Source organism: Fundicoccus sp. Sow4_F4, assembly GCF_052116145.1.
In the GTDB taxonomy this organism is placed as follows: domain Bacteria; phylum Bacillota; class Bacilli; order Lactobacillales; family Aerococcaceae; genus Fundicoccus.
This window is the reverse complement of record NZ_JBQKLQ010000004.1, coordinates 184,136-208,344: the sequence shown is the minus strand read 5'-3', so window position 1 is coordinate 208,344 and position 24,209 is coordinate 184,136. Positions and strand designations below refer to the sequence as shown.

At 39.5% G+C, this 24,209-nt stretch carries 24 protein-coding genes; 3 read left to right on the top strand and 21 right to left on the bottom strand.

Annotated features, from left to right (window positions below; translation table 11 throughout):
* Positions 1 to 62: 62 nt before the first annotated feature.
* From ACTQ5J_RS07940 to ACTQ5J_RS07850, 19 genes are all read right to left on the bottom strand, one after another.
* Positions 63 to 377, bottom strand: a complete 315-nt coding sequence (locus ACTQ5J_RS07940) for a hypothetical protein (RefSeq protein ID WP_441752154.1) — start codon at positions 375 to 377, stop codon at positions 63 to 65.
* Positions 378 to 438: 61 nt separating this feature from the next.
* Positions 439 to 1,116: an RluA family pseudouridine synthase gene (locus ACTQ5J_RS07935; protein WP_441752152.1), complete on the bottom strand. Its 678-nt coding sequence runs from the start codon at positions 1,114 to 1,116 to the stop codon at positions 439 to 441.
* A 186-nt stretch (positions 1,117 to 1,302) separates the two neighbouring features.
* Positions 1,303 to 1,911 (bottom strand): DUF624 domain-containing protein, encoded by a 609-nt coding sequence (locus ACTQ5J_RS07930; RefSeq protein ID WP_441752150.1) that lies wholly within the window; start codon positions 1,909 to 1,911, stop codon positions 1,303 to 1,305.
* 28 nt (positions 1,912 to 1,939) lie between these two features.
* Positions 1,940 to 3,439 carry a sugar ABC transporter substrate-binding protein gene (locus ACTQ5J_RS07925; protein WP_441752290.1) on the bottom strand — a complete coding sequence of 500 codons (1,500 nt, stop codon included), beginning with the start codon at positions 3,437 to 3,439 and terminating at the stop codon, positions 1,940 to 1,942.
* Between the two features lie 61 nt (positions 3,440 to 3,500).
* Complete coding sequence (locus ACTQ5J_RS07920) at positions 3,501 to 4,412, bottom strand: carbohydrate ABC transporter permease (protein WP_441752148.1); 912 nt, start codon at positions 4,410 to 4,412, stop codon at positions 3,501 to 3,503.
* A gap of 11 nt (positions 4,413 to 4,423) precedes the next feature.
* Positions 4,424 to 5,371 carry an ABC transporter permease gene (locus ACTQ5J_RS07915; RefSeq protein ID WP_441752146.1) on the bottom strand — a complete coding sequence of 316 codons (948 nt, stop codon included), beginning with the start codon at positions 5,369 to 5,371 and terminating at the stop codon, positions 4,424 to 4,426.
* Positions 5,372 to 5,390: 19 nt separating this feature from the next.
* Complete coding sequence (locus tag ACTQ5J_RS07910; RefSeq protein ID WP_441752144.1) at positions 5,391 to 7,694, bottom strand: glycoside hydrolase family 31 protein; 2,304 nt, start codon at positions 7,692 to 7,694, stop codon at positions 5,391 to 5,393.
* A 3-nt stretch (positions 7,695 to 7,697) separates the two neighbouring features.
* Positions 7,698 to 8,720, bottom strand: coding sequence for a LacI family DNA-binding transcriptional regulator (locus ACTQ5J_RS07905; protein ID WP_441752142.1), 1,023 nt, complete (start codon positions 8,718 to 8,720; stop codon positions 7,698 to 7,700).
* Positions 8,721 to 9,269: 549 nt separating this feature from the next.
* The gene (locus ACTQ5J_RS07900) at positions 9,270 to 9,926 is read right to left on the bottom strand and encodes a bifunctional 2-keto-4-hydroxyglutarate aldolase/2-keto-3-deoxy-6-phosphogluconate aldolase (RefSeq protein WP_441752141.1); all 657 of its coding nucleotides are present in this window, start codon (positions 9,924 to 9,926) and stop codon (positions 9,270 to 9,272) included.
* 49 nt (positions 9,927 to 9,975) lie between these two features.
* Positions 9,976 to 10,572, bottom strand: coding sequence for a hypothetical protein (locus tag ACTQ5J_RS07895; protein WP_441752140.1), 597 nt, complete (start codon positions 10,570 to 10,572; stop codon positions 9,976 to 9,978).
* 56 nt (positions 10,573 to 10,628) lie between these two features.
* On the bottom strand, positions 10,629 to 12,746 hold the full coding sequence (locus ACTQ5J_RS07890; protein WP_441752138.1) for a hydantoinase/oxoprolinase family protein: 2,118 nt from the start codon (positions 12,744 to 12,746) through the stop codon (positions 10,629 to 10,631).
* Positions 12,747 to 12,770: 24 nt separating this feature from the next.
* Positions 12,771 to 14,054 carry a gluconate:proton symporter gene (locus ACTQ5J_RS07885; RefSeq protein WP_441752136.1) on the bottom strand — a complete coding sequence of 428 codons (1,284 nt, stop codon included), beginning with the start codon at positions 14,052 to 14,054 and terminating at the stop codon, positions 12,771 to 12,773.
* Between the two features lie 91 nt (positions 14,055 to 14,145).
* Entirely contained in the window at positions 14,146 to 15,099 is a 954-nt protein-coding gene (locus ACTQ5J_RS07880; protein WP_441752134.1) for a sugar kinase, read from the bottom strand.
* Positions 15,099 to 15,830, bottom strand: coding sequence for a hypothetical protein (locus tag ACTQ5J_RS07875; RefSeq protein ID WP_441752132.1), 732 nt, complete (start codon positions 15,828 to 15,830; stop codon positions 15,099 to 15,101). The genes ACTQ5J_RS07880 and ACTQ5J_RS07875 overlap by 1 nt, the downstream gene beginning before the upstream one ends.
* Before the next feature lie 14 nt (positions 15,831 to 15,844).
* Complete coding sequence (locus tag ACTQ5J_RS07870; RefSeq protein WP_441752130.1) at positions 15,845 to 16,834, bottom strand: LacI family DNA-binding transcriptional regulator; 990 nt, start codon at positions 16,832 to 16,834, stop codon at positions 15,845 to 15,847.
* Between the two features lie 449 nt (positions 16,835 to 17,283).
* Positions 17,284 to 17,706 (bottom strand): GNAT family N-acetyltransferase, encoded by a 423-nt coding sequence (locus ACTQ5J_RS07865; RefSeq protein ID WP_441752128.1) that lies wholly within the window; start codon positions 17,704 to 17,706, stop codon positions 17,284 to 17,286.
* Between the two features lie 18 nt (positions 17,707 to 17,724).
* A complete protein-coding gene (locus ACTQ5J_RS07860; RefSeq protein WP_441752126.1) occupies positions 17,725 to 18,147 on the bottom strand; it encodes a GNAT family N-acetyltransferase in 423 nt (140 codons plus the stop codon).
* Positions 18,148 to 18,201: 54 nt separating this feature from the next.
* Complete coding sequence (locus ACTQ5J_RS07855) at positions 18,202 to 18,819, bottom strand: DNA-binding protein (protein ID WP_441752125.1); 618 nt, start codon at positions 18,817 to 18,819, stop codon at positions 18,202 to 18,204.
* 445 nt (positions 18,820 to 19,264) lie between these two features.
* Positions 19,265 to 21,301 (bottom strand): flavocytochrome c, encoded by a 2,037-nt coding sequence (locus ACTQ5J_RS07850; RefSeq protein WP_441752123.1) that lies wholly within the window; start codon positions 21,299 to 21,301, stop codon positions 19,265 to 19,267.
* A 222-nt stretch (positions 21,302 to 21,523) separates the two neighbouring features.
* Between ACTQ5J_RS07850 and ACTQ5J_RS07845 the strand changes: the two genes are divergently transcribed.
* The 3 genes from ACTQ5J_RS07845 (at position 21,524) to ACTQ5J_RS07835 (ending at position 23,313) form a co-directional block, all read left to right on the top strand.
* Entirely contained in the window at positions 21,524 to 21,775 is a 252-nt protein-coding gene (locus tag ACTQ5J_RS07845) for a YkvA family protein (RefSeq protein ID WP_441752121.1), read from the top strand.
* Between the two features lie 140 nt (positions 21,776 to 21,915).
* On the top strand, positions 21,916 to 22,581 hold the full coding sequence (locus tag ACTQ5J_RS07840; protein ID WP_441752119.1) for a cytochrome c biogenesis CcdA family protein: 666 nt from the start codon (positions 21,916 to 21,918) through the stop codon (positions 22,579 to 22,581).
* 9 nt (positions 22,582 to 22,590) lie between these two features.
* On the top strand, positions 22,591 to 23,313 hold the full coding sequence (locus ACTQ5J_RS07835; RefSeq protein ID WP_441752117.1) for a TlpA family protein disulfide reductase: 723 nt from the start codon (positions 22,591 to 22,593) through the stop codon (positions 23,311 to 23,313).
* 110 nt (positions 23,314 to 23,423) lie between these two features.
* Here ACTQ5J_RS07835 and ACTQ5J_RS07830 read toward each other — a convergent pair whose 3' ends face one another.
* Positions 23,424 to 23,888, bottom strand: coding sequence for a universal stress protein (locus ACTQ5J_RS07830; RefSeq protein WP_441752115.1), 465 nt, complete (start codon positions 23,886 to 23,888; stop codon positions 23,424 to 23,426).
* Between the two features lie 77 nt (positions 23,889 to 23,965).
* Positions 23,966 to 24,142: a hypothetical protein gene (locus ACTQ5J_RS07825; RefSeq protein WP_441752113.1), complete on the bottom strand. Its 177-nt coding sequence runs from the start codon at positions 24,140 to 24,142 to the stop codon at positions 23,966 to 23,968.
* Positions 24,143 to 24,209: the final 67 nt, after the last annotated feature.

The following is a 24,209-nucleotide window of genomic DNA, read 5'->3' as shown; positions in this document are numbered from 1 at the left end:
AAAAAGCGTCAGGTAAACCATTGAATCAATGGTTTACCTGACGCTTTTTACTTGCTTGTTTTCTAATCCACTAATGCCATGAAATTCATGACTGGAATCTCATACGGATGGGCTAGTCGAATCAGACTGTCTACTTCCGTACGGTGCTTGGCCCGAATGCGACATTCAAGTTTGACTTCATCGACTTCCGTCAACTCACCGACTTGCCCAATATAAGCTTGTGACTCGTCGAGTGGCCGAAAGTGACCTTTGACTAAACTTGTCGCATAACAATAATCGTAATTGCCCTCTTGTAAAAAACCGCCTGAATTTAAGGCTTCAATTACCGATTCCTCGTGCCCAAGTGGGATAAATACTTCTAGTTTTAAAAACTCCATGCTTGCTTCAGCCTCCTATAGCCACTCTTTGTCTAGGTGTCGCCTTCATAGAGTAAGTGTACTAAATATCTCGCCAAATATCCCACGGAAAGCTTGCGGGAGGTCTCGAAGTAACTTCCAGCCAGTCTTTTTTAACCGGATGTTCCAGGCCTAAAGTCTGCGCCCACAGGGCTATTTGCTGGCCAACTTTGTTGACGCCTTGCCCATATTTCTGATCACCCCAGATGGGGGTCTGCATGCCGGCTAATTGCACCCGAATTTGATGGGGACGTCCGGTTTCTAATTGAACAGCTAATAGACTCAAGCCAGCCTGGCTGTCTAAGACTTGATAAGTCAGGATGGCTTTTTTGCCTTGAGGGTGATGACTTGGCACGATCGAGACGATGTTTTTCTGCGTATCTTTGTATAGATAGTCCGTCAACTGGCCCTTCGCTTGAGCCGGACGACCGTGAACGACCGCATAATAGAGACGCGTCATCGCATGACGGCGCACTTGGTTCGATAAACGCGAGGCGGCTTTCGAGGTTTTCGCAAAGACCATCGCCCCACCCACGGGACGGTCGAGTCGGTGAACCAAGCCTAAATAAACATTGCCAGGTTTTTGATAACGGACTTTGATGTCCTCTTTTAATAGTGTCAGTAAATCTTGGTCGCCACTTCTGTCGGCTTGAACCGGTAGATTGACTGGTTTTTCTACCAATAATAGATGATTGTCCTCATACAATATTGGGACTTTCATGACATCCTTCTCCCTTTAAACATAGTCTCTCTATCATACCATGAATAAATTTTAAGTCATCCTTAAAAATGGCTAAGCTTGAAGCTGTTTGGGGAGTAATAGCTCCGACAATTGCCGAACAAAAAAGGATCCAATTCGGGCCTAAAAAAATCACCCCACTCTTTAAAAGAGCAAGGTGATTGGTGTTTAGTCTGTGCTGAGTTGTGTCAGTACTTTATGTAGGGACCAGGCGTTCAGGTTGGCCAAACCTACGAAGCCTCCGAATAGGTAAAAATAGACGGCTATCAATAGACCGGCATAGCTGGTCACGCTTAGGAATACGATCAGTGTATTTATGATAATCATGAGGCTTGTTTGGATGGGAAAGCTCATGAATAGGTAGCCGCAATTTCTGAGGGTGTCCTTGAACTTCATCTCATACAGGCCAGTTAAAATAAATTGATAGGTCAATAAAACTAAGGTAGTGATGATGCCGATTAATTGAATTGGCAGTAATAAGGTTATGTTTAATCGTGAGGGTAATACAACTAAGCACAGAAAAACGGTTAATGTAAAGCTTCCTGTTTTTAAGGATGTGATCCATTTTTCTTTAACTAGCTTCCAGAATACTGTGTAAATAGCTAAATCAGGGAATGTTTGTTGTTTGTATTTGGTCGTTAGTAAGGCCCCCCACGCAGCGGGTATCGTAATGATGGGTAAACAGCAGGCCATAAAAAGGACGTTTAAACCGACTAAATCAAATAGTTTATTGAGAAATTGAATTATTTTACTGTCTAGACTGAGTAGTTGTCTCATGTTTATGGCCTCCTAATGTTTGTCGTGATTATTGAGCACTTTCCTCGTATCGTGTATAGGCTGCATCCATGATACTTAAAAAGTTTTCTAAGCCCATTTGGTTTAGTGTATCTAAGTAAGTATCCCATTCGTCTTGGACGCCGCCTTCAACAACCCATCGCGTAGCTGCTTGACTAGCGTATGAACTGATGTCGATGGTTAGAGTAGTTAATTGGCCGATTTCTTCTTGTGTGTAACTTACACGTGGGAAGGCTGGTAAGGCAAATTCTGCTAAATCATTGTCTAAGATTAATTTCAGTCCGTCCCCTTCTGTTTCGTCAATCTCAACTTTGTCATTAAAACCATCGGTAACATATTTCGGTCCGAAGTCTCTTAATGAGTTAACCCAAGCTGAAATATCTGCTGTTTCTCCGCCAACTGGTGGTAGAACCGTATAAGTTCCATCGTCATTCTTCTGAGTAGCGATGCCAAATGATCCGTAGAAAGTTTGAATCGATGCATCCTCTGTATACCAAGTATCTAGCCATTGTAATAATTTTTCAGGGTTTTCTGTATCACGTAAAATTAAAAATTCATTTCGGTTATAATTTAAATGGTCAGGGTCAGAAATAACATAGCGATTGCCATCTGGACCTTCTAAAGCTGGTAAAGCAACATATTGATCAGAGTTTTGACCAAATAAAGCATCGGCCGTCCAACCTGCTGCCACACCGACACGAGCGCCTGCTGTATCTTGACGTTTCGCTTCTCCCATTGATGTGTCTTGAGTAAAGATTTCAGAATCAATTAAGCCTTCTGCATAAGCTGCGGCCATCGCTTCGATTCCTTGTTTATATTCTTCAGTGATGCGATTGTAGATTGGCTCACCATCTTGTAAGGCCATGTCATACTCGTAACCGTTTCTAACATTGAATGGTAAGATGTAGGCGAAAATCGCATCATAGTTACCGGCACCATATGGAATTTCGTCGGTAGCATCCCCGTTACCGTTGGCATCTTCTTCTTTAAAGGCACGCAATACTTCAACAAATTCATCATAAGTCTGCGGCATCTCTAAACCAAGATTATCTAGCCAGGTCTGGTTAATGAAAAGTTGGTTTCCTACTACAGGTCTCATTGGTAATTTCGTCGGTAAACCATAAATATGGCCATCTGCCGCCGTCGCAATTTGTTTCAGTAAAGGTTCTTTCTCCATGGCAGCTGTTAAATTAGGCATGTGTTCTGCAATTAAATCTTCCAATGGTAAGAATAGAGCAGCATTCTGCATAATTTCAGAATCACTTAAAGCGTTCGACCCTAGAAAAGCATCCGGCAAATCACCACTTGCCATAATAACGGCCTTTTGATCAGCCCAGTCAGAGTTCACGTAAGTATCCCATGTGACATTGATGCCAAATTCAGCTTGACTATCAGTCACGAAACCATTCTGATAATCCGTTCCCCAATCAGACCAACGAACGGTTGCGATTTCATATTCACTCACGTCTTGAGCACTCACTGCTAAACTTGGTAGAATTCCGCTTGTCATTGCTAATAAAGAACTCACTGTTAATAGTTTTCTAATAGATTTTTTCATATAATGTTCTCCTCTATTCTTTTAAGGCGCCAATCATAACGCCTTGGTTGAAGTATTTTTGTAAAAATGGATACAAAATCATAATAGGTGCTGTTGAGACAACAATTGACGCATACTTCATCATATCAGCCAACTGTCTGAGTTCGGCAGCTAGGTTTCCTGCTGATGATGATTCCATTAACACTTGATTATTAATTAACATCCTACGTAAGATGAGCTGCAAAGGTTGTAAATTCTCATCTCGTAAATAAATTAACGCATTGAACCATGAGTTCCAAATACCAACGGCTGTCCACAGTCCAATTACTGCAAGAATCGCTTTGGCAAGCGGTAAAACAATTTGAATGAAATATCGAATGGTTCCAGCGCCATCAATTTGGGCCGCTTCCCATAAGCCTGCTGGAATACTATTCTGGAAGAATGTGCGAATAACAATAATGTTGAAACTCGAAACTGCAAAAGGCACAATCATGACCCAGATGGTATCAACTAATCCTAGTTTATTAACGACTAAATAAGTCGGGATCAAACCTCCTCCAAAAAACATTGGAATAATATAGAGCCAAACAAACCACTTATGTCCAACCATATCCTTACGTGTCAGTACAAAACCAGCGGGCACATTAACAAAAAGTGCAAACAGCGTTCCTGCAACCGTATAGAAGATAGTATTAAAGTAACTACGCCAGATTAATCTTTGTTCAAATAGCTTTAAGTAACCATCCAACCTCCATTCTTTTGGCCAAAACCAAACATTTCCATTGGCGACATCCGCGGGATTACTGAATGACGCGATAATGACAAACCACAAGGGATACACAATCACTAGCATCAAAGCGATAGCAAATGTGTAGATGAAGAAAGTAAATACCTTTTCCGATAAGGTCTTCTTCCTTTTATTGGTTCGTTTTTTTGATAATTGCATGTCTTTTCCTCCTAAAACAAACCAGTTTTGGTCATACGTTTTGATAGCCAGTTAGCAAAAATAAGTAGCGCTAAGTTGATGACGGTATTAAATAAACCAATAGCTGTTGACAAACTATATTGCATGCTTTGCAGACCTATTTTATAAACATAGGTAGAAATGATTTCACTTCCTGCCAAGTTCAATGGGTTTTGTAATAAGAGAGCTTTTTCAAAGCCGACTCCTAACAGACTACCCATACGTAAAATTAATAGAATCATGGCTGTCGGTAAAATTAAAGGAATATCAATATTTTTAATCTTCTGGAAGGTATTCGCCCCATCCATGGTGGCTGCTTCATAGTAAGTCGGATCAATCGCTGATAAAGCAGCGAGATAAATGATGCTATCCCAACCAATGTGTTGCCACACATCACTCCAGACATACACATCCGCAAAACGATCTGGACTTGATAATAGGTTAGGCATTGACATACCAAACTGATCCAGAATGTTAGCCACTAAACCTGATGTTGGCGATAGGAACATAATGATCATCCCACAAATAACCATTACTGAGATAAAATGCGGTAAGTAAGTAACCACCTGAAACACTTTCTTAAAGTAGCCCTCTCGCATTTGGTTAACCATTAATGCTAAAGCAATTGGTAATGGAAAGCCGATTAAAATACTGTATAAAGAAATTTTAATCGTATTGCCGACTGTTATTGGAAACTGGTAAGAATTGAAAAACTGTTTAAAGTGCTTGAGTCCAACCCAAGGACTTTCTAAAATACCTAAAGCAGGTAGATAATCTTTGAAAGCAATTACAATACCACCCATTGGGACATAAGCAAAAATAAACAAAAGAATTAAAGAAGGAAATGCTAAGATATATAAAGGGACACTCGCCTTCAATCGAGCTTTAAAACGTTTTCTTTTCTGTTCACGACTAGGCGGAACTAAAACTTCTTGTGCCATGATTGACCTCCAATCAAATTTAACTCGTCATTATGTAAATGAGCTCGAATAGACTTTCTTCCAACACCTTATTCTGAATCCGTTGGGTATTTGAAAGAATCTTAGTGACATTGTCTTGTTGAAAATTCTGCCAAATTTCTTCTTTAATCACGTAAGCAATTTTAGCTTCATTCACTAGTGAAAAGAGTTCGGCTTTAATATCTTGTTTAACTATCGGAGCGAAGCCTTGAATTGCTAGTTGTAGGCTTGTTTCAACTTTTATCCCTTTAATACTGACTTCTTTTCTCTGTGCTTGATAGTCACTGTCGTAACCTTCCACCGAAAAAGCTTGCGTCCCACAGAATATAAAATCGTGTTGGCGATTGGCTGGTAATACATCAGATTGACCATTGATTGTTAGCTGCAAAGTGTGTGTGTCATTATTTAGGTCAAGAATGGTTTCGACTCGTTGATTATCTTTCTCCTCGACTAAGCGATACTGATTAGAAGCGCCCGGGTAAATTTTCCATGTGATGACTTCAGGTAACTCTTCGAAGCCAGTGGCCATTGGCGAATAATCAAGTGGGATAATGGCGCCTGCTTTCGCAAAGACGGGCATACGATCTAATTTTCGATACACTCTCAAGGAAGCGCCTCCTTGATAACGTAAATTCGTCCAAAAGTCATACCATTGACCGTCTGGGAAATAAATTTCTTCTACTGCACGATAGAGCATCGAATTAATTGGACTCGTAATTGGTAAAACTAATAGCTCACTACCAAAATAGAATTCATTTGGATAGTTGTAAGAGATAGGTTTATCCGCTTCTCCATAATAGAGTGGGCGAACTAATGGAATGCCTTTTTCGTGCGTCTCAATATTTGCAGTATACAAGTAAGGAAGTAACTGATGACGTAGTCTTAAGAAATGCGTCATAATGACTTCAATTTCCATCGAATAATTCCAAGGTTCCTTGCCCATAAAAATGCTATTAGAACTATGGATGCGGTTGATTGGGCTAAAAACACCTAATTGCAACCACCTTAACACTAATTCCTCGTCTTTATAGCCATACATATGTCCACCAATATCATGACTCCACCAGCTATAACCAATGTTTGCTGCCGTCGAGGTCATGTAAGGCTGAAACTTCAATGAGTCCCAAGTATTTATCGTATCTCCCGAAAAACCTAATGGATACCTGTGACTACCGGGCCCGGCATACCTAGATAAGATAAGCGCATTTTTACCCCGCTTTTCTAAATCAAGGTAATGATAATGATTGAGTAACCATAAAGGATCCAAACCCGATACTCCACTATCCGTCCCTTGTTGCCAATCGATCCACCAGAAATCGACACCGTCTACCTCGTTAGGATGTAAAACTTCTTCAAAATAGGCCTTTCTGAAATCTGAATCTGAAAAATCCAAGACCGCTGGTTCATTCAATTTGACATCGAGTCCCAGTCTTTGGGCCATTGCTGGATAGGCATCTTCAAAAGCTCTGACGCCATCCGCAGGATGTAAGTTTAACGTAACCGCCAAACCTTCTTCATGTAACCAGTTCATAAAATCGGCTGGATCTGGAAACAGTTCTTTATTCCAACTATAACCTGTCCAGCCACTTCCGAAGCCTTCTGGAATATCTGTTATATGCCAATCCATATCAATCACAGCCACTGATAAAGGGATTTCTTTAGTCTTGAATTTAGTGATTAAGTTACGGTATTCTGGGTCTGAATACCTCCAAAATCTACTCCACCAATTGCCTAAGGCGTAACGTGGTAATTTAGGTGTGAAGCCTGTCAGTTGATAATAAGTTGTTAACGCTTTTTGATACTCATGACCATAGGCAAAGACGTAGACATCTGTTGTCTTTAAGTTCTTTAGTGTAAAATCGCCAGCCGCATTTAAATAATGTGACTGAGAATCATCCAGTACGGTAAAACCAGTAAAGCTGATAATGCCTGAATCAAGTGGTGTTTCCCCATCGACCCAATCGAGTGTGCGAGTCGTTCCTTTTAAGTCTTTGATTGGATCGCCATAATACCAACGATTCCCATAGGGTTGGTAAGCAAAAAAGAAATCAATGAATAACGTTAAATTGGAAAATGGTTGATTCTTTTTATAGTATAAATGAAAATATTTCGTGATAATTTCTAAGTCGTCAGCAGTCTCAATCGTATTAAACTCAATCGCCACTTCATCAGTAATTTTACGGTTCACAACGACTTGTGTCGTTTCATCGACAAACTCGCCTGTTTCTGAGTACTCCATTCTCAGAAGCTGATTACTTAAAATAGTAAAGCGATAACGTTCTCCAACTAATATGTTATTGATCATACTCTACCCTTTAGCGTGCCGCGACACACTATCCCTTTCTATCAATTCTCCTTCGATAATCGTTACCTTAGGAATATCTGATTGTTTTTCTACAATTTGAATAATTCTTTCTATGGCTACTGACCCTTTATAAACCTGATTTAATCGAATCGTGGTTAAAGGCGGATTGTTTAATTCCGCATACCTAATGTCATCAACACTGATAATTGAAAGTCTGTTGACATCGTAAAGCCCTTTATTTCTTAAATATTTAATAAAGTTCATGGCTAGGAAATCTGCCGTGACAAACAAGGCAGTAAATTGTTTTAAGTTTTCGATTAGTTTATCAAAGTCGCTATCATTGAAAATTAAGTCTTTATCAAAGCTCAATCCTTTTTCCAGCAGACTGTCTTTATAACCATTGAAACGCTGTTCAATAACACCGACGATTTCTAAGTCGAAATTATAGGATAGAAAACCAATTTTTTCATGCCCCTGGCTATATAAGAAATCAACTGCTTTTTTGGCTTGTAAGTAGTCATCTGATTTAACAAAATAAACGTTAGAATTATTCAGTGCTTCGCCTTCATTATCAAGATGGGTATCTACAAAAACGATCGGCACACTGACTGCTTCCACCATTTTTAAATAGATTTCCTGATAAAAACCAACTGCGATAAAACCAGAAAACGCCCAATTTGACTGAATTTCTTGAATATCTTCTAAAGAATTCACATTATGAATTAAAATAAAGTAATTCTCTTTCTTCGCAATCGATTCAATCCCACTTAAGACCTCTGTCGCAAAAGGATCTGAAAAATCATAGCCTGGTCCATCACTGTAATAAAGTAAACCAATTAATCTCGATGAGGCGTTGACCAATGCTTTCGCATTCATATTAGGTGAGTAATTATACTTTTTAATTATTTTTTCAATTTCTATTCTTTTGTCTATTGAAACTTTACCGCCCTTACCATTGATTACGTTAGAGACTGTCATTACACTGACGCCTGCTTCTTGGGCAATATGTTTCATTGTTATACGCATCTTGGCTCCTCCTTTTCAAACTATGATGTTTATCCGGTTAAGTTTAACGTTAAACTTATTATAGTTTAATAAATTTATTCTTCTTATGCCCTACTTGTGCCCTACTTGCCTGGCTTTAGTCTCTCTAAAAGTTTAACGTTAAACTCATACCGTAAAAAAAATACCTCTCTAAGGTTTAACGTTCAACTTGCTTCTTCACAGAGAAGTATATAATGACTTGAAATGATTGTCAACGCTTTCAATCATTTTATTTAAAATTACTTTTAAAATTTATAAAATCACTCGCCTTTTTTAGACGAGTGATTGATACTTTTTTTACGGGAATGTTGTTTCATCAGGCTTCTTATATGTATTAACTAATTACCTTTGTATGACCTCTTAAGAGATTATAGGCAATATTTTCTATTTCTAAACTTATGAGCAGGTTGCTCCTTAAGATCCATTTTTCCATTTTTTGTTAACTTTGTTTTTCACGAAAAACTAAGTTGGACTCCTCAATGACCATACAAAAAAAGTCACCCGTCTTTATGAGCGAGTGACTTGATTATTTTATTGAGCATTTACTGCTTTCAACTCACGGTAGCGCGCAATGAACTTCGCTGCTGTTTCCGTGATATCGGCTGAAGTTGCGCCTTCAAAAGGATGCGTTAAGTTCGAACCAGCACCAACCGCAACTGCACCAGCTTTAATCCATTCGCCCAAGTTGTCATAGCTGACACCGCCTGTTGGCATGATGTTCGCATGAGGAAGTGGGCCTTTGACTGCTTTAATATATGAAGGACCAACCGCTGAACCTGGGAATAATTTAACGATATCAGCGCCTGCTTTCATAGCAGTCGTCATTTCAGTGATCGTTAAGGTACCTGGTAAGTAAGGGATTTGATACAAGTTACATAATTGCGCTGCAGCTGCATCAAAACTTGGGCTGACAATATATTCAGCACCTGCTTCAATTGCTAGCTTAGCTGTCGTCGCATCTAAAACCGTTCCTGCACCTACCACAACGTTCGCATTATCCTTGAATTCAGCTTTCAACTCTTGAATTGCTTGAGCCGCTTCCGGGACAGTGAACGTTAATTCGATGCCGTGAATGCCACCAGCCACTAATGCTTTTGAAATTTCAACCGCTTCTTGACGAGACTTACCGCGCACCACACCGATGACACCTGATTCGATCAATTTACCTAACACATTCATTTTTTTCACATTATCTCTCCTCATCAATATACTCTGCTTTACTTGGCGATGATTTAGTCTATTTTCTAGCCAAAGTTTCGATTTCTTTATGGACTGCTTCGGGATATATTGGCAGCAAGGCTATTTTATCCAGAATAGCCGGATAATAAGCAAAACCCGTGTAATATTGTGCAAAATAGTTCGCCACGACTTCTATCAAAACTGTAACAGGTGATTTCTTTTTAAAGCCAGCAAATTGCCATAAATCAATCTCAAATGCTGATAAATCTAGCGCTTCTTTTTCTTGAATAGCATGAAAGGCTTCATGTGCAATAATGACCGGTGACCATTGTTCAAATAACCATTCAGGCTGTTGATGCGCTAACCAAAATTCATTATTTTCACGATACAAGTCATTGACGACAATGCGATTCGTACTTTCAAAGAAACCAATCATCGCAAAATAATCCTCAATTTTTTCTTGTCTAAAATCAACTGTAAGCTGTAAATGCTTGACTAACTCTTCGACACTATTCACCTTTAATGTTTCTTTATAAAAAGTGACTAGATTTTCCGCCATAGTTCTAGCTAATTCAATTTTACTCTTAATTTCCTGTTCAGACAAACGTTGTCCTATACGATCTTGTCGAACCGTATCAAAAATGTACTGGTCCACATCGATACTTTTCAAATGGTGTAAAGAAGTCTCTAGTCTTGTTGGACTGTGTGTCATTAGATGTTATTACGTGCGCCCATCACAATGACTTCTTCGCGTCCTCCATGTTGCATTAACTCTGTATCCATTACCATGTTTAATTGGGCTAGATCTAACATTCCAGTATAGTCCACTACCTTTGCACCAATACATAAGTAAATATCTGGAGCCAATTTGATATCGCTCTTGTAGACAGCTAAATCTTCCCAGTACTCATCAACCGTTGAACGAACGCCTCCAACAGTCGTTACTACCGCTTCTCCGTCTCCACGTTGAACTTTAATAAAGCCTTTGTTGTCAACCACACGTACTTCATTCTTCTCACCCTTCATTGCTGTGAATACGAAGAAGTAGTTGTTTGACGCGGCTAATGTTAATTTGTCTCCAGGTAATTGCATTGATTTTGCGGCAATTTTACGCGCTTCAGCCTCTTCAACTTTGGCTGATAAGTCAGTCGTTCTAACTTCTGTCGATCCAGTAGCGATCGCACGGACTTTATTCGTTTGCGAATCGATTTCCATTTGTACTTCAATTGTTTCTGGAGATGCTCCCGATTTAGTGGCTGATTGAATCGCTTCATTACGAATATCGTCTAAATCACTTGGTGTCGGACTCGGAATTACGCGTTCCACAACATCTCGAACCATCGCTAAAGCGACACCAATTGAAGAAATAACTTCTGCATTTTCAGCAATGTCATACGTTAAGCCCATTCTTTTAGCTGTATAAGGAAGTAAAGAACTTGCTCCACCACCGCCACCTACTAATGAAATTTGATCGCGCTCTACTTTATGTTTTTCAGCTAAATAAGTGATTACTTTAATCACCACATCCGACGCTCGATCCATAATTTCTGTTGCCACTTGTTCAACGCTCTTACCTAACTCATCGGCTAAAGCTTTGATTGCCTTGTAAGATGAGTCATAATTCCCATAAGAATAGTCACTTTCCTTAACTATTTTCAATGCATTGGCTGCACAAGTCACTGTGATCGCGAATCGTTTACCGTTAGCTGATTCAATGGCAATGTAATCATTGGGATCATCTTGCATTGGTTGGATACGAACCACTTTCGGATTTTGAATATCTGCTGGATCTGCGAATGCCGCATAATCCAAATGAGCGATATGGGCTGATCGAGGGCCAACTGCGACCACTTCTTTAGTATTTGCACGAACCATTGAGCCTCCTGCAACACCAGAAACATGCACGTCTAAAGAACTAATCAATGTTTTATGTCCGCCAACGATTGAATAGTCAATCATCGGGCGCCCATTTTTAATGACACCGATATCTGTACTTGTTCCGCCTACTTCAAAGAAGATTGCATTTGATGCACGTAAATACATTAATGCACCAACTGTCGAAGCGGCTGGACCAGATAACATGGTTAAGACTGGTCTTTTTCTCATCTCATCAATATCCATTACACCACCGTCACCACGCATAATCATCAATGGTACTTTAATTCCAGCTTGACGCACACTTGCTTCGGTACTATCAGCTGTTTCAAACATTTTTGGTAAAATCGAGGCATTGATTACGGCTGTACGAGTCCGTTTAGATAAACCGTACATTTTACTTATATCACTTGCTTGTGAGACTTCAATTCCTAATTCTTCACCCAGCCTCGCGATATCTTTTTCTTCAGTGCCATCATCCACACCAAAAGCTTTAGACGCCACAATTACTTCTGCACCTTTGTTACGTAAGGAGCTAATCGCTTGTTTGGCTTGCTCACTATCATAGTGTTTTAAGGGGATATAAGTATTGTGAGTAGATATTTTTCTTTTTCCTGTCTCATCCAAAATAATGTCATCAATTTTTGCTTGACGTTTCGCTAAAAAGCTACTTCCCATCCCGATAACACCTGTTACAGCCACGTCACCTTCTAATAAAGCATTCGTTGCTTGTGTTGTACTATGTGCAATAAAACTCACTTCTTCTGGTTCAATATTATTATCTGTTAGACACTTCTTAAAAGCTTCTACTACACCAGCCGATACACCTTCAGCGTGGTCATGGGTTGTTTTAACTGAGCCAATCCCAATAATTTCATATGTTTCATTATCGATGGCCACTGCCTTAGTATGTGTTCCACCAACGTCAATCCCTACTCGAACTTGTCTATTCATTATAATCATAAGCTCCTTTCTCTTTTATCCGAACATGAAGTAAACAATGGCAATATTAATTGCACCTGCTAACCATGCCCAAGGAACACCAGTTTTCATAAACTCTTTCGCGCCCACTTTTGAATAATTTAATGCCCATAAGTTCCAAGATTGAGTTGGACACGTCGATAAGTTCATCGCAATCGTTGGGACATAAATCAACGGGAACATCAGCGTCATTGGGAAAATACCCATTCCTTGTAAGATTCCAACCGTCGCACTACCCGCACCGAAAATTGTTAACGGACCACGGAATAGACCTAAAGGTAAGAGAATTGCAAAAGCAATACATAAAACTAATGAACTACTTGGCATCACACCGCCTAATATTGCTTCGAAGAAAGGAGCCGCAATTCCAGAAATTCTATTAAACATTGGTAGAATAAATAGGAAACCTAGTAATGATGACACATCTACAACACCTTCTTGGAAGGTTCTAGTAATCGTACGTGTTCCTTCTTTATAGTTAGGAAGTTTGCCACATGTCCATAAAGCATAAATACTTGCGACAATAAAAGAAGGAATCGACTGCCAGCCAAAACCGATTGCTAAAGCGACGGGAATAACTGGTGCTAGTAACGCATAAGTTGGTACATCCTTTTTAACATCAGCTACTTTTGCTTTGGCTGCCCAGTTGTATGTGCGCTTTTTACGTAAATGGAAAATCAGCATTAGAATCACAATAGAGGATTGAATAGCCATCGCTGAAAAACCAAATCTTAAATAATTCCAGTCATACTCATAACCTACGAAAATCCCTTGCATTTGTCTAAATAAGACAATGTTAACGTACATTCCACTACCAACACTCATCAAGTAAGCAGTCACTGCTAACGGTTTAGGAACACCTAAAGACATTAGGATAGGCAATACAATAATACCGATTGCTACTACCGCACCCGCTCCAAATGTTGACGTAAAGATAATGGTCGTTACAATTGAAATCAATGCTGTTGTAAATAATGGATTCTCCCCACTTAGTTCAACCGTTTTCTTAATCAATGTAGACGCAATTTCCGTTTCAATTAGAATACGTCCGAACCAACTACCGAAGATAACCACAACTGCGGTTGCCCCCCAACTTTCAGGACCTCCTTGTAGAATATCAACCATCGCTGTATCCCATGTGAGTTGCCCACCAACAATTGATAAGCCAGTCCATAACACTGCCATAATGAAGAAACCAATCATTAAGTTTCCACCAGTGGCTGCAAACTTAATTAACCAAAAATAGCTTATTAGTAAAATTATACCGATAACAATTTCCATTTTTTAAGACTCCTTTTCTCATCCTTTTGTACACTTTGTGTTGCTTTACTGACTCTTTAAGAGTTAGGCGATTGCCCTTTAATCCTATTGTTTATGAATGCTGCTTAATAAACTCTGCTAATTCTTGACGAGTGGGTAAGCCTTCATTGTCTGAAATATGACTGACTTGAATCGCGCCAATCGCATTGGCTCTTTGAAGTGTTTCTTCTAGACTTAAGCCTTCGATTAAGCCAGTAACAATTCCTACTGCGAAACCATCGCCAGCTCCCACCGTATCAACTAATTCTTTCAACTTGAAACCTTGCGCGATGGTCATTTGGGTCGTTCCTGCTTGAGATTGATACGCGTAACAACCCTTTGCACCATCTTTAATGATGACGCCTTTCACTCCTTTAGCTAAATAAAATTTTGCGATGTCATCTGGTTTACTTGAGCCAGTTAATAGTTCACCTTCGCCAAGACCTGGTAACACATAGTCAGCTTGAAAAGCCATCTCATTAATTCCCTTAATCATTTTCTCTGTCGATCCCCATAGAACGGGACGTAAGTTTGGATCAAAAACGATTGTAATCCCTTTGGCTTTTGCCCGTGTAACTAAATTTTGTACAAAACGATACGTTTCATCATTAACTGCCAGAAAGACACCTGAAACATGTAACACATCGACATCTTCCAAGGAAACCTCATCACTTAAGCAATACGGTATTTTTGATGCTGCTGAGTTTTTTCTAAAGTAAAAGACTTCCGGATCATTCACTGTATCTTTTCCTTTAAGTTGAAAACCCGTAGACGCCCCCTCATAAAATTTACTATATGTCGTTCCAATTCCTTCATCTTCTAAAAAACGAGAGATATATTTACCAAAAGGATCTTGTCCTAACTGAGTCACATATTCAATCGAATGCCCTAAGCGTGTCACCCCCACCGAAACATTAATCTCTGCACCAGCAATATATTTAGTAAAAGACTTTACCTTATCCAGTTCACCTTCTTCATTGGCTACAAACAAAGCCATTGGTTCTCCTACTGTTACTATTTTGCCCATTAATAAAACGCCTCCTTAAACATATTAAGTTCATTTTCGATTTCACTCATTGCCATTGGATACTCCAAAACATATGGCACATCTAGCTCTAAAAAGTATTGCCAATTCATTTTTCCCTTATTTAATAAGGTTGCTTGTCCTTCTTCATCGATATTCTTCACGTGAAAAATGCTCGTCGCTTCTTTTAAAACAGTAAATGCTTGTCTGGCATCTTCTTTAAGAACAGCATAATTCCCCGCGTCAAACGTATAGCTAATCGGTAAACCGGTTTCTCGAATTAGTGTGATTGCTTCAGAAACTACTTGGTAAGTCCCATTAGCTTCAGTTTGATCATTTTCAATATTCAAGTCCATCTGATAGCGAGTCAATAAGTCAGTAAGTTCTTTAGGTGACGTCTTGCTAATACCGCTTAGTTGGCCGATATTCATTTTTATGCGCTGAGCACCTAGTAGGCTGGCCTCTTGTAAATAATACTCAAGTTTTGGACTCAGTCCTTCTGATACAAATAAGCTATCCGGAATGGATAAGAGTAAATCCCAGCTTTTTAGTTTACCGGTTTCCAAAAACTTTAAACATTCACTTTGCCGTTTTTTATTATCTTCTGAAAACATCTCGTAACGATACTCAATGCCATCGACTGCTATTTCATGTGTTAACAGAAAGTCTGTAAACTCACTTTGAGTTAGACCTTCTGCCAGAGCAATGATTGTATTTAAATATACTTTTTTCAATTAATTCCTCCGTTTTATAATGATTCTCTTAAGTGTAAGGTTGCTGGTATATCAATATTTTCATTGGTGATATTCCCATTAATAATCTCTAACAAAACTTCTGTTGATCTTTTCCCAATCAATTCAGGTCGTTGACTAATTGCAGTTAACGTTGGCATCAATACTTCGCCAATCAATAAATCATCATAACCACAAATTCCGCAATCTTCTGGAAAACTCAATTTATTTCTTCTTAATGCCTTAATAATTTGGTTGAGGACCGTTCCGTTCGCACCGAAAAATGCCGTACGTTTGGCTTGATAATCAATTTTTTGTACAAATTGATCGACAAGTTCTTGAGAACCATCTACCTCTAATGTCAATAATTCTAATTGATATTCATGTGCGACCAACTTCATCGCATCATAGCGTTCTGATCTTGGACTCACGTCCTTTATTGGTTCACTTACATGAACAATCCGTTCATAGCCATTCGCTACAATTTCTTGTGCTAGCTGTTTAGTTATTTGAAAGTTGTTTGATTGAATGGTTGGCCAAAAATTTGCTCTAAGGGTCCGATCAATTAAAACGACTGGTAACTTTGATTCATATAAGAAACGATACTTTTCAGCATCCATCGTCACTGGCTGTAACATCATGCCATCAATATTCTGATCCAATAATTTACGAATATTATGCAGTTCTTGTTCTTCAGAATTATTAGACGTCATGATCATTAATTGATAGTCCGTTCCCGCAAGCTTTTCTTGCATCGCTTTAATCCAATAGCCAGAATAAGTATTCTCGATATCCGCTACCATCAAGCCAAGCAGATGACTTTTTTTAGTTTTCAAAGATTGCGCTTGACGATTTGGACGGTAGTTTAACTCTTCAATGACTTCTTTAATATTCTGTCGAGTCTCATGACTCATATTGCCAAAGCGTCCGTTTAAATAACGAGATACTGTGGTTTTAGAAACGCCTACTTTTGTTGCGACATCTTGAATAGTGACATCTTTCGCCATAAGTTCTTACCTCCTTGGAAACCGGTTAACACGATTGTAAACGTTTGAATTTTGTTTGTCAACGCTTTCTGCAAAGGGTTTCATTGACACACTCTATAAATACTGTTGCATTATTACTTGCGAAGTTAATGACACAGTCGGATGTTTGTTATAATATTTTTCTGATTTTCTTTTAAATAATTCAATAGAGTTCGCTTAACACACACTGAAAGAATGTCGTTTTATAAATTTCAGAAATTGCCAAGTCACCTTCATCACCTAGAAAATTCAATATTTTTGCATCATGACGATCTGAGTGCTTCCTGCAAGAGTGTCTTCCATAGTGAGACGCAAGTAATGAAAGAACTCAGTTTTATTATTTAGGCTATCAACTAGTTTTGTTATCCCTTAAACCACAAAAAAAAAGCACCTCCTGCTGTAAGAGATGCTTCTTTGTGTTTCCTTATGGCTTACTGTAACTTTTTATAAAAATAAATCCGCCTCTCGCCCACGCGAGGCATATCATCAAGTTTACCGTAAACTGTGTAACCTTGTTCCTCGTAAAAACTTGTCCCTTGGAAATCTTGCGTCGTCAACGTCACATTGACCACCCCTTTTTCCTTGCCTAATCGTTCTATTTCATTCAATAGCTGACTACCAATTCCCTGTTTGCGATAATCCTTTTGAACCGCAAGTTGCGTAATTTCCATCGCGTCATATTCAAAACGAGCCACTATCACCCCAATCACTTCACGGTCCTCAAAAGCTGCAATCGATACTGTATCAGCATTTCTCGCTATATGTTGGCCGAACACCTCAAATTGTTGCTCCTCAAAAATCCGATGACAAATCGGCTCAGCCACTCTCGAATCGACTGTTTGATAATAGATCATGACATACCTCCTCCAACTTTAATTTAATCGCTTAACAAAATAGTGCATAGATACACCACGCATTGGCATATCATCCAATGTTGCGTAACAAGTATAACCACATTTTTTATAGAAACCTGCTGCTTGATAACTGCGGGTTCTCAATGTAATGTTAATAATATTTCTTTCCTTAGATAAATTTTCGATCGCATTCATCAACTTACTGCCTATTTTTCGTCCCTGAAAGGCCGAGTCGACTGTTATAAATTCAATATAGATGTGATCATATTGACGCTTAGCCACAACAGCACCGGCCAAGTGTTCTCCCTCATAAGCCGCCAAGGTTAATCTTTCTTCTTCCTTGTCACGCAACTCATCAAAATAAGTTTCCGCTTGTTCTTTAAATACGTCTTGAACAAAAACTTCAACGTGCTCAAATTGACTCTGTTTAATTGTCAGCATAATTTCCCCTCGATAGGTCATTGGATTGTTTATACGTTTGACTACTCTATACGCCTAAATTCTGTTCAGCAGCAAGATTGATGACTCTGAAGAAGAATGAAGATAGCGGGTAATCTTTAATAGTTTTGCTTCTTTGCGGTGCCCTTCAAACTGATAAAATTCCGCAAAATGAATCTGATGTCCAGACTGCAGTGTGAGGCTCGCATGAGCGGCTCCTTCTTTACCATGAGACACTAGTTGGTGAATGATTATGCTACTTATTGGAGTGGCCGTTTGATAAGCAGTTAATATCTTTTCTATCCCCATTAATGGCTGGGCTTGAGTAGCTTCAGCAAATTGCGCCTTTGATGATAAATAGTTTGATGTCAGTGTGACATCTTGCATCCAAGCTGCCAGTAAGAAATCTCGAATACCACGCCTTTTGGGGGCATTATCACAATTCAAATCACCTATCGCCAGAAAGTCCGTTTCAAAAGCTAGCTCTTGATCCGGCCCAAAAGCCAAGCCTTCCACTTTTAGAGCCTCTTCTAGACGAATAATTGCTTTAGGTCCAACTCCATGGAGTTTCGCTACTGATTGAGCACTCACCTGACTCAACGCTTCCAAATGCGTGAGTCCAACATTATTTAATGCTCGAGTCGCTGGTTTTCCAATATTAGGTAGTGCTTTCACGATTAAACGCTCCCTTTCTAACTTGTCAGACTTTAATAAATCCACAGTGACTCTTAGTCATTGCAGTGTTTCTTGAGTAGTGCCTGAATTCATTAAAACATTCTCATTAAGATTATACACGGTGTATCGTGAAACGTATAGCAAAAAGGACCTAAACTCAATAAGCGCCTAGCTTTTGCTAACCAACTCATGGCGACATTGACGACTCGATGTCCATCGGAACTTGTCATTCAAAGATTATGTGTGCTAAACGCTTATCCTCCTAGCTAAGGATATCAACATCGTACGAGGTCACTCATCACACACAAAGCCCCTTCTCATTACACCTAAACGCAAAGAAATTTCTCAGCCCTGACACTGAGAAATTTTTTGCGTTTAATTATAACCAGCGAGGGGACTCGACTAGTTTCGGGGATAGCAAATATAGTTTAATAACTTTCTTTAGTTAAGCTGCGGAATCTGCTTCTTCATCTGTCTCTTCGTCTGTCTCTTCTTCTGTCTCTTCTTCAGTTTCACTTTCCGTTGGCTCGCCTTCAGTATCAGCGCTGTCGTCTAGACTTCCGGTTTCTTCGTTTTCTACAGAGTCTTCAGGTTCAGTTTCTTCTTCACTTGCGTCTTCTGAATTAACTTCTTCCTCTTCTTCTTCCGGAGTCACGTCTTCAGTTGCATCTTCTGTACCTTCTTCTGTCCCTTCCTCAAGAACAGCTTCTAAATCAGTTGCTGCCATTTGACCAGCGATACGACCAAAGACAATGATATCTAGAACGGCGTTACCACCGATGCGGTTACCACCATGAACGCCACCTACTACTTCACCTGCTGCAAATAAACCTGGAATGATTTCACCGTCTTCATTCAATACCTGCGTGTCATTATTAATTTTCAAGCCACCCATTGTATGGTGAATGGATGGTGTGACTGATAAGGCATAGTAAGGTCCTTTTGCTAATGACATCGTCATATTAAGACGGCCAAATTCTTCATCGACACCAGCCGCTTGGGCCTCGTTGTAAGTATCTAAAGTTGCTTGTAAAGTTGCCGCATCTAATTCTAAAGCCGTTGCTAATTCTTCCAGACTTTCACCATGAACGGCATGGCCTTTTTCAATATATCCAGCCATTGATGCATTTTGGTCCACTAATTCTTGATTGACAAGCAAGTAAGCTACACTATCTGTTTGGGCAATAATGTTGGCTGACACAACGTCTCGTGTTAATAATTCATCCGTAAAACGCAGGCCCTCTTTATTCACAAGAATCGCACCATCTCCACGTAAACCTTCTGTATAAAGGTAACCTGTTCCTGGTTGAGTTGTCGGGTGAATTTGGATTTCTTCCATTTGGTATAGTGCTGCCCCTATTTCAACGGCCATTTGAATACCAGATCCTGTTGCACCTGGATGGTTAGTTGTTTCAAAACCTACTTTACTTTCGTCGTATTGTTCAACCATTTCCATATTGGCACCGAAACCACCGGTTGCGAGAATCACTGCATCTGCATTTACAACAAAACTTGCACCGTCGGCTGTTACGACATTCACGCCTACAACATGACCTTCGTCATTTGTGATTAATGATTGAGCTTCTGACTCCAGATAGATTGGAACGTCTAATTCATCTAATTTCTCTTTCAATACACCTATAAGAACTGGTCCAACTGCTGATCCGTCTTTAGGTTTATGGATACGTGCATTTGTTTGACCTCCAGAAAATGATACGTCTGTTAATTCTGCACCTAAATCATTCACCCATTGTAGAGCATCTGCAGATTGTTCGACCATTGTTCTCAATAACTCTGGATCATTTAATTCATAGCCACCGGTAAAGGTGTCTTCGTAAAATTGTTCATTTGAATCTTCAACACCCAATTCAGCCTGAATGTAGGTTTGCGAAGCATTCATACCACCAGTTGCTCGGTTAGTATTTCCTCCGATTACTGCCATTTGTTCTAAAATAACCACGTCTTTACCAGCTAAAGCTGCTTCAATTGCTGCTGCCATCCCAGCACCACCCGCACCAATCACGACTACTTCTGTGTCGATGTCTGCTTGTTCAACTGCTTCGACTGATAACTTATTGGCTTCATCTTTTAAGTAATCTAAGTCCGCTCCCGCTTGTTTTAAAGCATCTTCGATAGCTGCTAGCACTGCATTACTTGAGACTGATGCTCCTGACACGACGTCAACGGCTAAACTTTGTGTTTGAATGATTGCTTCAGTAATTTCGCTAATAGCTGCTGTACCAATTTCACCCGTTTCTCCGTCGGCAATTACTTGAATGTTCTCAATACGTGTCTCAGTCACCGTTACGATTGCTTCCACCGAACCACCGAAACCATCTGCTACCCCAGAATACGTCCCAGCTTCAAAACTTAATCCGTCTTGCGCACTTGCTGATCCCAATGTAGTTAAACTCGTGACCAAGCCAGCACCTACTAGTACAACTACCAGTAACATGCCAATTATCTTTCTCATTCTTTCCATTCTAAACACTCCTTTGTGATGTTTTGTACATTTTATTTTATCACACTAACTAAACAATATCTATATCACGACAGTTGAACGAGTCTTTTTGGCTCTTGTGCATAATTATTGCATAAAGTTAGTGCATAACTGAACAATTCAGAGGTTAGCGTAAATATCCTGCTTAAGCCCTATGTCACACTCATCCTTTTGCTTTATTATATTAATAAGGAAGGTGATATCATGAGAAAGAATGTGCGATTAGGTACTTATGCGAAGTCTTTGTTTAAGAAAGAGACGCCTTGGTATATTAAAACGTTGGCAGGCATTGGTCTGGCATACACGTTTTTACCATTGGATGTCCTACCAGATTTCTTCGGACTAGTGGGAATCGTCGATGATGCCGCTGTGATGGGAATTCTAACAACAGCCGGTATGAGTTTATTAAACAATTATTACGATAGACACCCCGAATTAATTCAAGCTAGACAATAATAATTAAAACAACAGCATCTTGCTTTCAGCGGGGTGCTGTTTTCCTATTGTTTAGGCTATTATAGCTTCAAGCAAATTTCATACTTTATCCCTTTTTGTGTGTTAGGATAGGATGATAAATGATTTAGAGAGGAATAGTTATGCAATATTTACTTTTAGCAGTTGAAGGCGTTTTGACCTTCATTTCCCCTTGTTTGCTTCCAATGATTCCTATCTATCTAGCTTATTTGACAGGACAAACGGAAGAAACAGAGAGTACGCAACATAAAAAACTATTGTCACAATCAGTGCTCTTCGTGCTTGGCTTTACGATTGTCTTTGTTTCCATGAGTTTATTTGTCACAACAATCGGACGTTTCGTTTTAATCAATCGGACATTGATTCATATTATTGCAGGTGGCTTTATGATTTTGATGGGCATCGATTATTTATTAGGCAATCCATTGATGAGTCGCTTAAATAAGATGCCGCAGACGTCGCTTCGCAATACGAATGCTTTGGTATTCGGGATGGTCTTTTCGATTAGTTGGACACCTTGTGTGGGAACTTTTTTAGCAAGCGCGCTGTCCTATGCCGCTACGTCAACTTCTTATATTGAATCAGTCACTCTATTATTGAGTTTCTCGCTCGGCTTAGGTATTCCATTTGTTTTAAGTGCTTTATTAATTCAAGAAATGCAGTCAGTAATGATATGGATCAAACGTCATTACCGCATCATTCGCCTCGCATCAGGAATTTTATTAATTGTGATGGGACTTAGCTCGATGTTTGGTTGGTTAGAAACTTTATTAGTCTCACTAAGTTAGGAGCTTACAATGAAAAGAATCTACATAATTTTAGCTTTGATGGTACTTTTGTTCGCAGGGGCCTATGTCATTTATGATAATTACTTGGCCAGTGAGGAAGAAACCCTCATGGAAATGAGTTCGTCTATTGAAATCGCAGTGAAGGATGTGCCCGCAGAATCAACAGTTGACGCAGACTCAGACAAGAATGACACTGAATCTTCAACTGTTGTTACGGTCCAGAAACCAGAATCACCCTCAAGTACTGACTCAAGTGAAAAGGAAGATGAGTCCGAATCAAGTGCTGAATCGCAAACTGTCTCTCAAGAAGAGGGTTGGCAAGGCCCAGAGTCGAATTACCTGAATGCAGAAGGTGACTTACTAAATTTATCAGACAATTATGGTAAAGGTACATTAATAAACATTTGGGCTTCATGGTGTGAACCTTGTCGCGTGGAGATGCCTTATTTCGAGGAAGCTTACCAAACTTACGGCGACGACATCAACTTCATCATGATGGATGCCTTAGAGAGTAAACCAAGTGAAACTAAAGAAGCGGCTGAAGCCTTCTTTGAAGAAATGGCTCTGTCAATGCCAATTTACTTTGATCACCAAATGAACAATCAGTACTTATTTGGTGCGACCATCCTACCTCTGACTTTCATCTTAGATGATGAGGGTAAAGTTGTTGAAATCGTACGTGGCCAAGTCTCTCCAGCCAAGCTTAACCAAATGATCGAAAAGATTCGCTAAACAAAAAAAGCCAAGAACAATCGATGAATGATAAACACTGCATTCAATCGACGTTTATGGCTTTTTTGGTATCCTTATTCATCTTATTGTGACTAACGCTGATATAATCACTAATCAAAATCGCCTTCCGGCATATTATCCGTATCTGTTCGGATAATTAACACATCACACACGGCTCGGCGAATCACGAAATCTGAGACTGAACCAATAAAGAAACGCTCTACTGCATTTAAACCACGCGCTCCCATAATAATTAAATCAATAGACTCTCGTTCAGGTATCGTCGTGCTAATCATCGTCCGCGGTGAACCAATTTCCAACAGTACGCCCATATCCAATAAACCATTTTCTTGGGCATAATGTTGACACTTTTCTAATAACTCATGACCATTGCGCTCCGCAATTCTAACATATTCCTCGACATTAAAAGGTAGGCTTCCGGTATCATCCAATATATGTGTAATATACAATTTAGCATTGTTTCGCTTTGAAATGGCCACGCCTTTTCTCAAAGCTTTCAAGGACCCTTCTGACCCATCAACTGCAACTAAGATACGGCTGTATTCTTGTAACACAAAAGCACCTCCTCATTCTTAATTCCATTATATCAAATCACCTGACTACTTGTCTGCTTTTAAAAGACATCGCATCCTTATTTTAACTCCTCGAAAATCACGGTGCAATGCCCTTTTTCATCGGCATCACTAACTTTAACGATTCTCAAAGATTTTTTATTCGCATAGTCGGCAATCTCTTGATAAACCTTTGCCATTTGGCTCTTGAAAATACCAGATCGTGCTTCAAATTCTTCTACAATATACTGTCCCATTCGAACTGCACCTCGCTTCTTATTTTCTTTAGTTTATCATATCTAGGGTGTCATCCCCAAGGAAGAC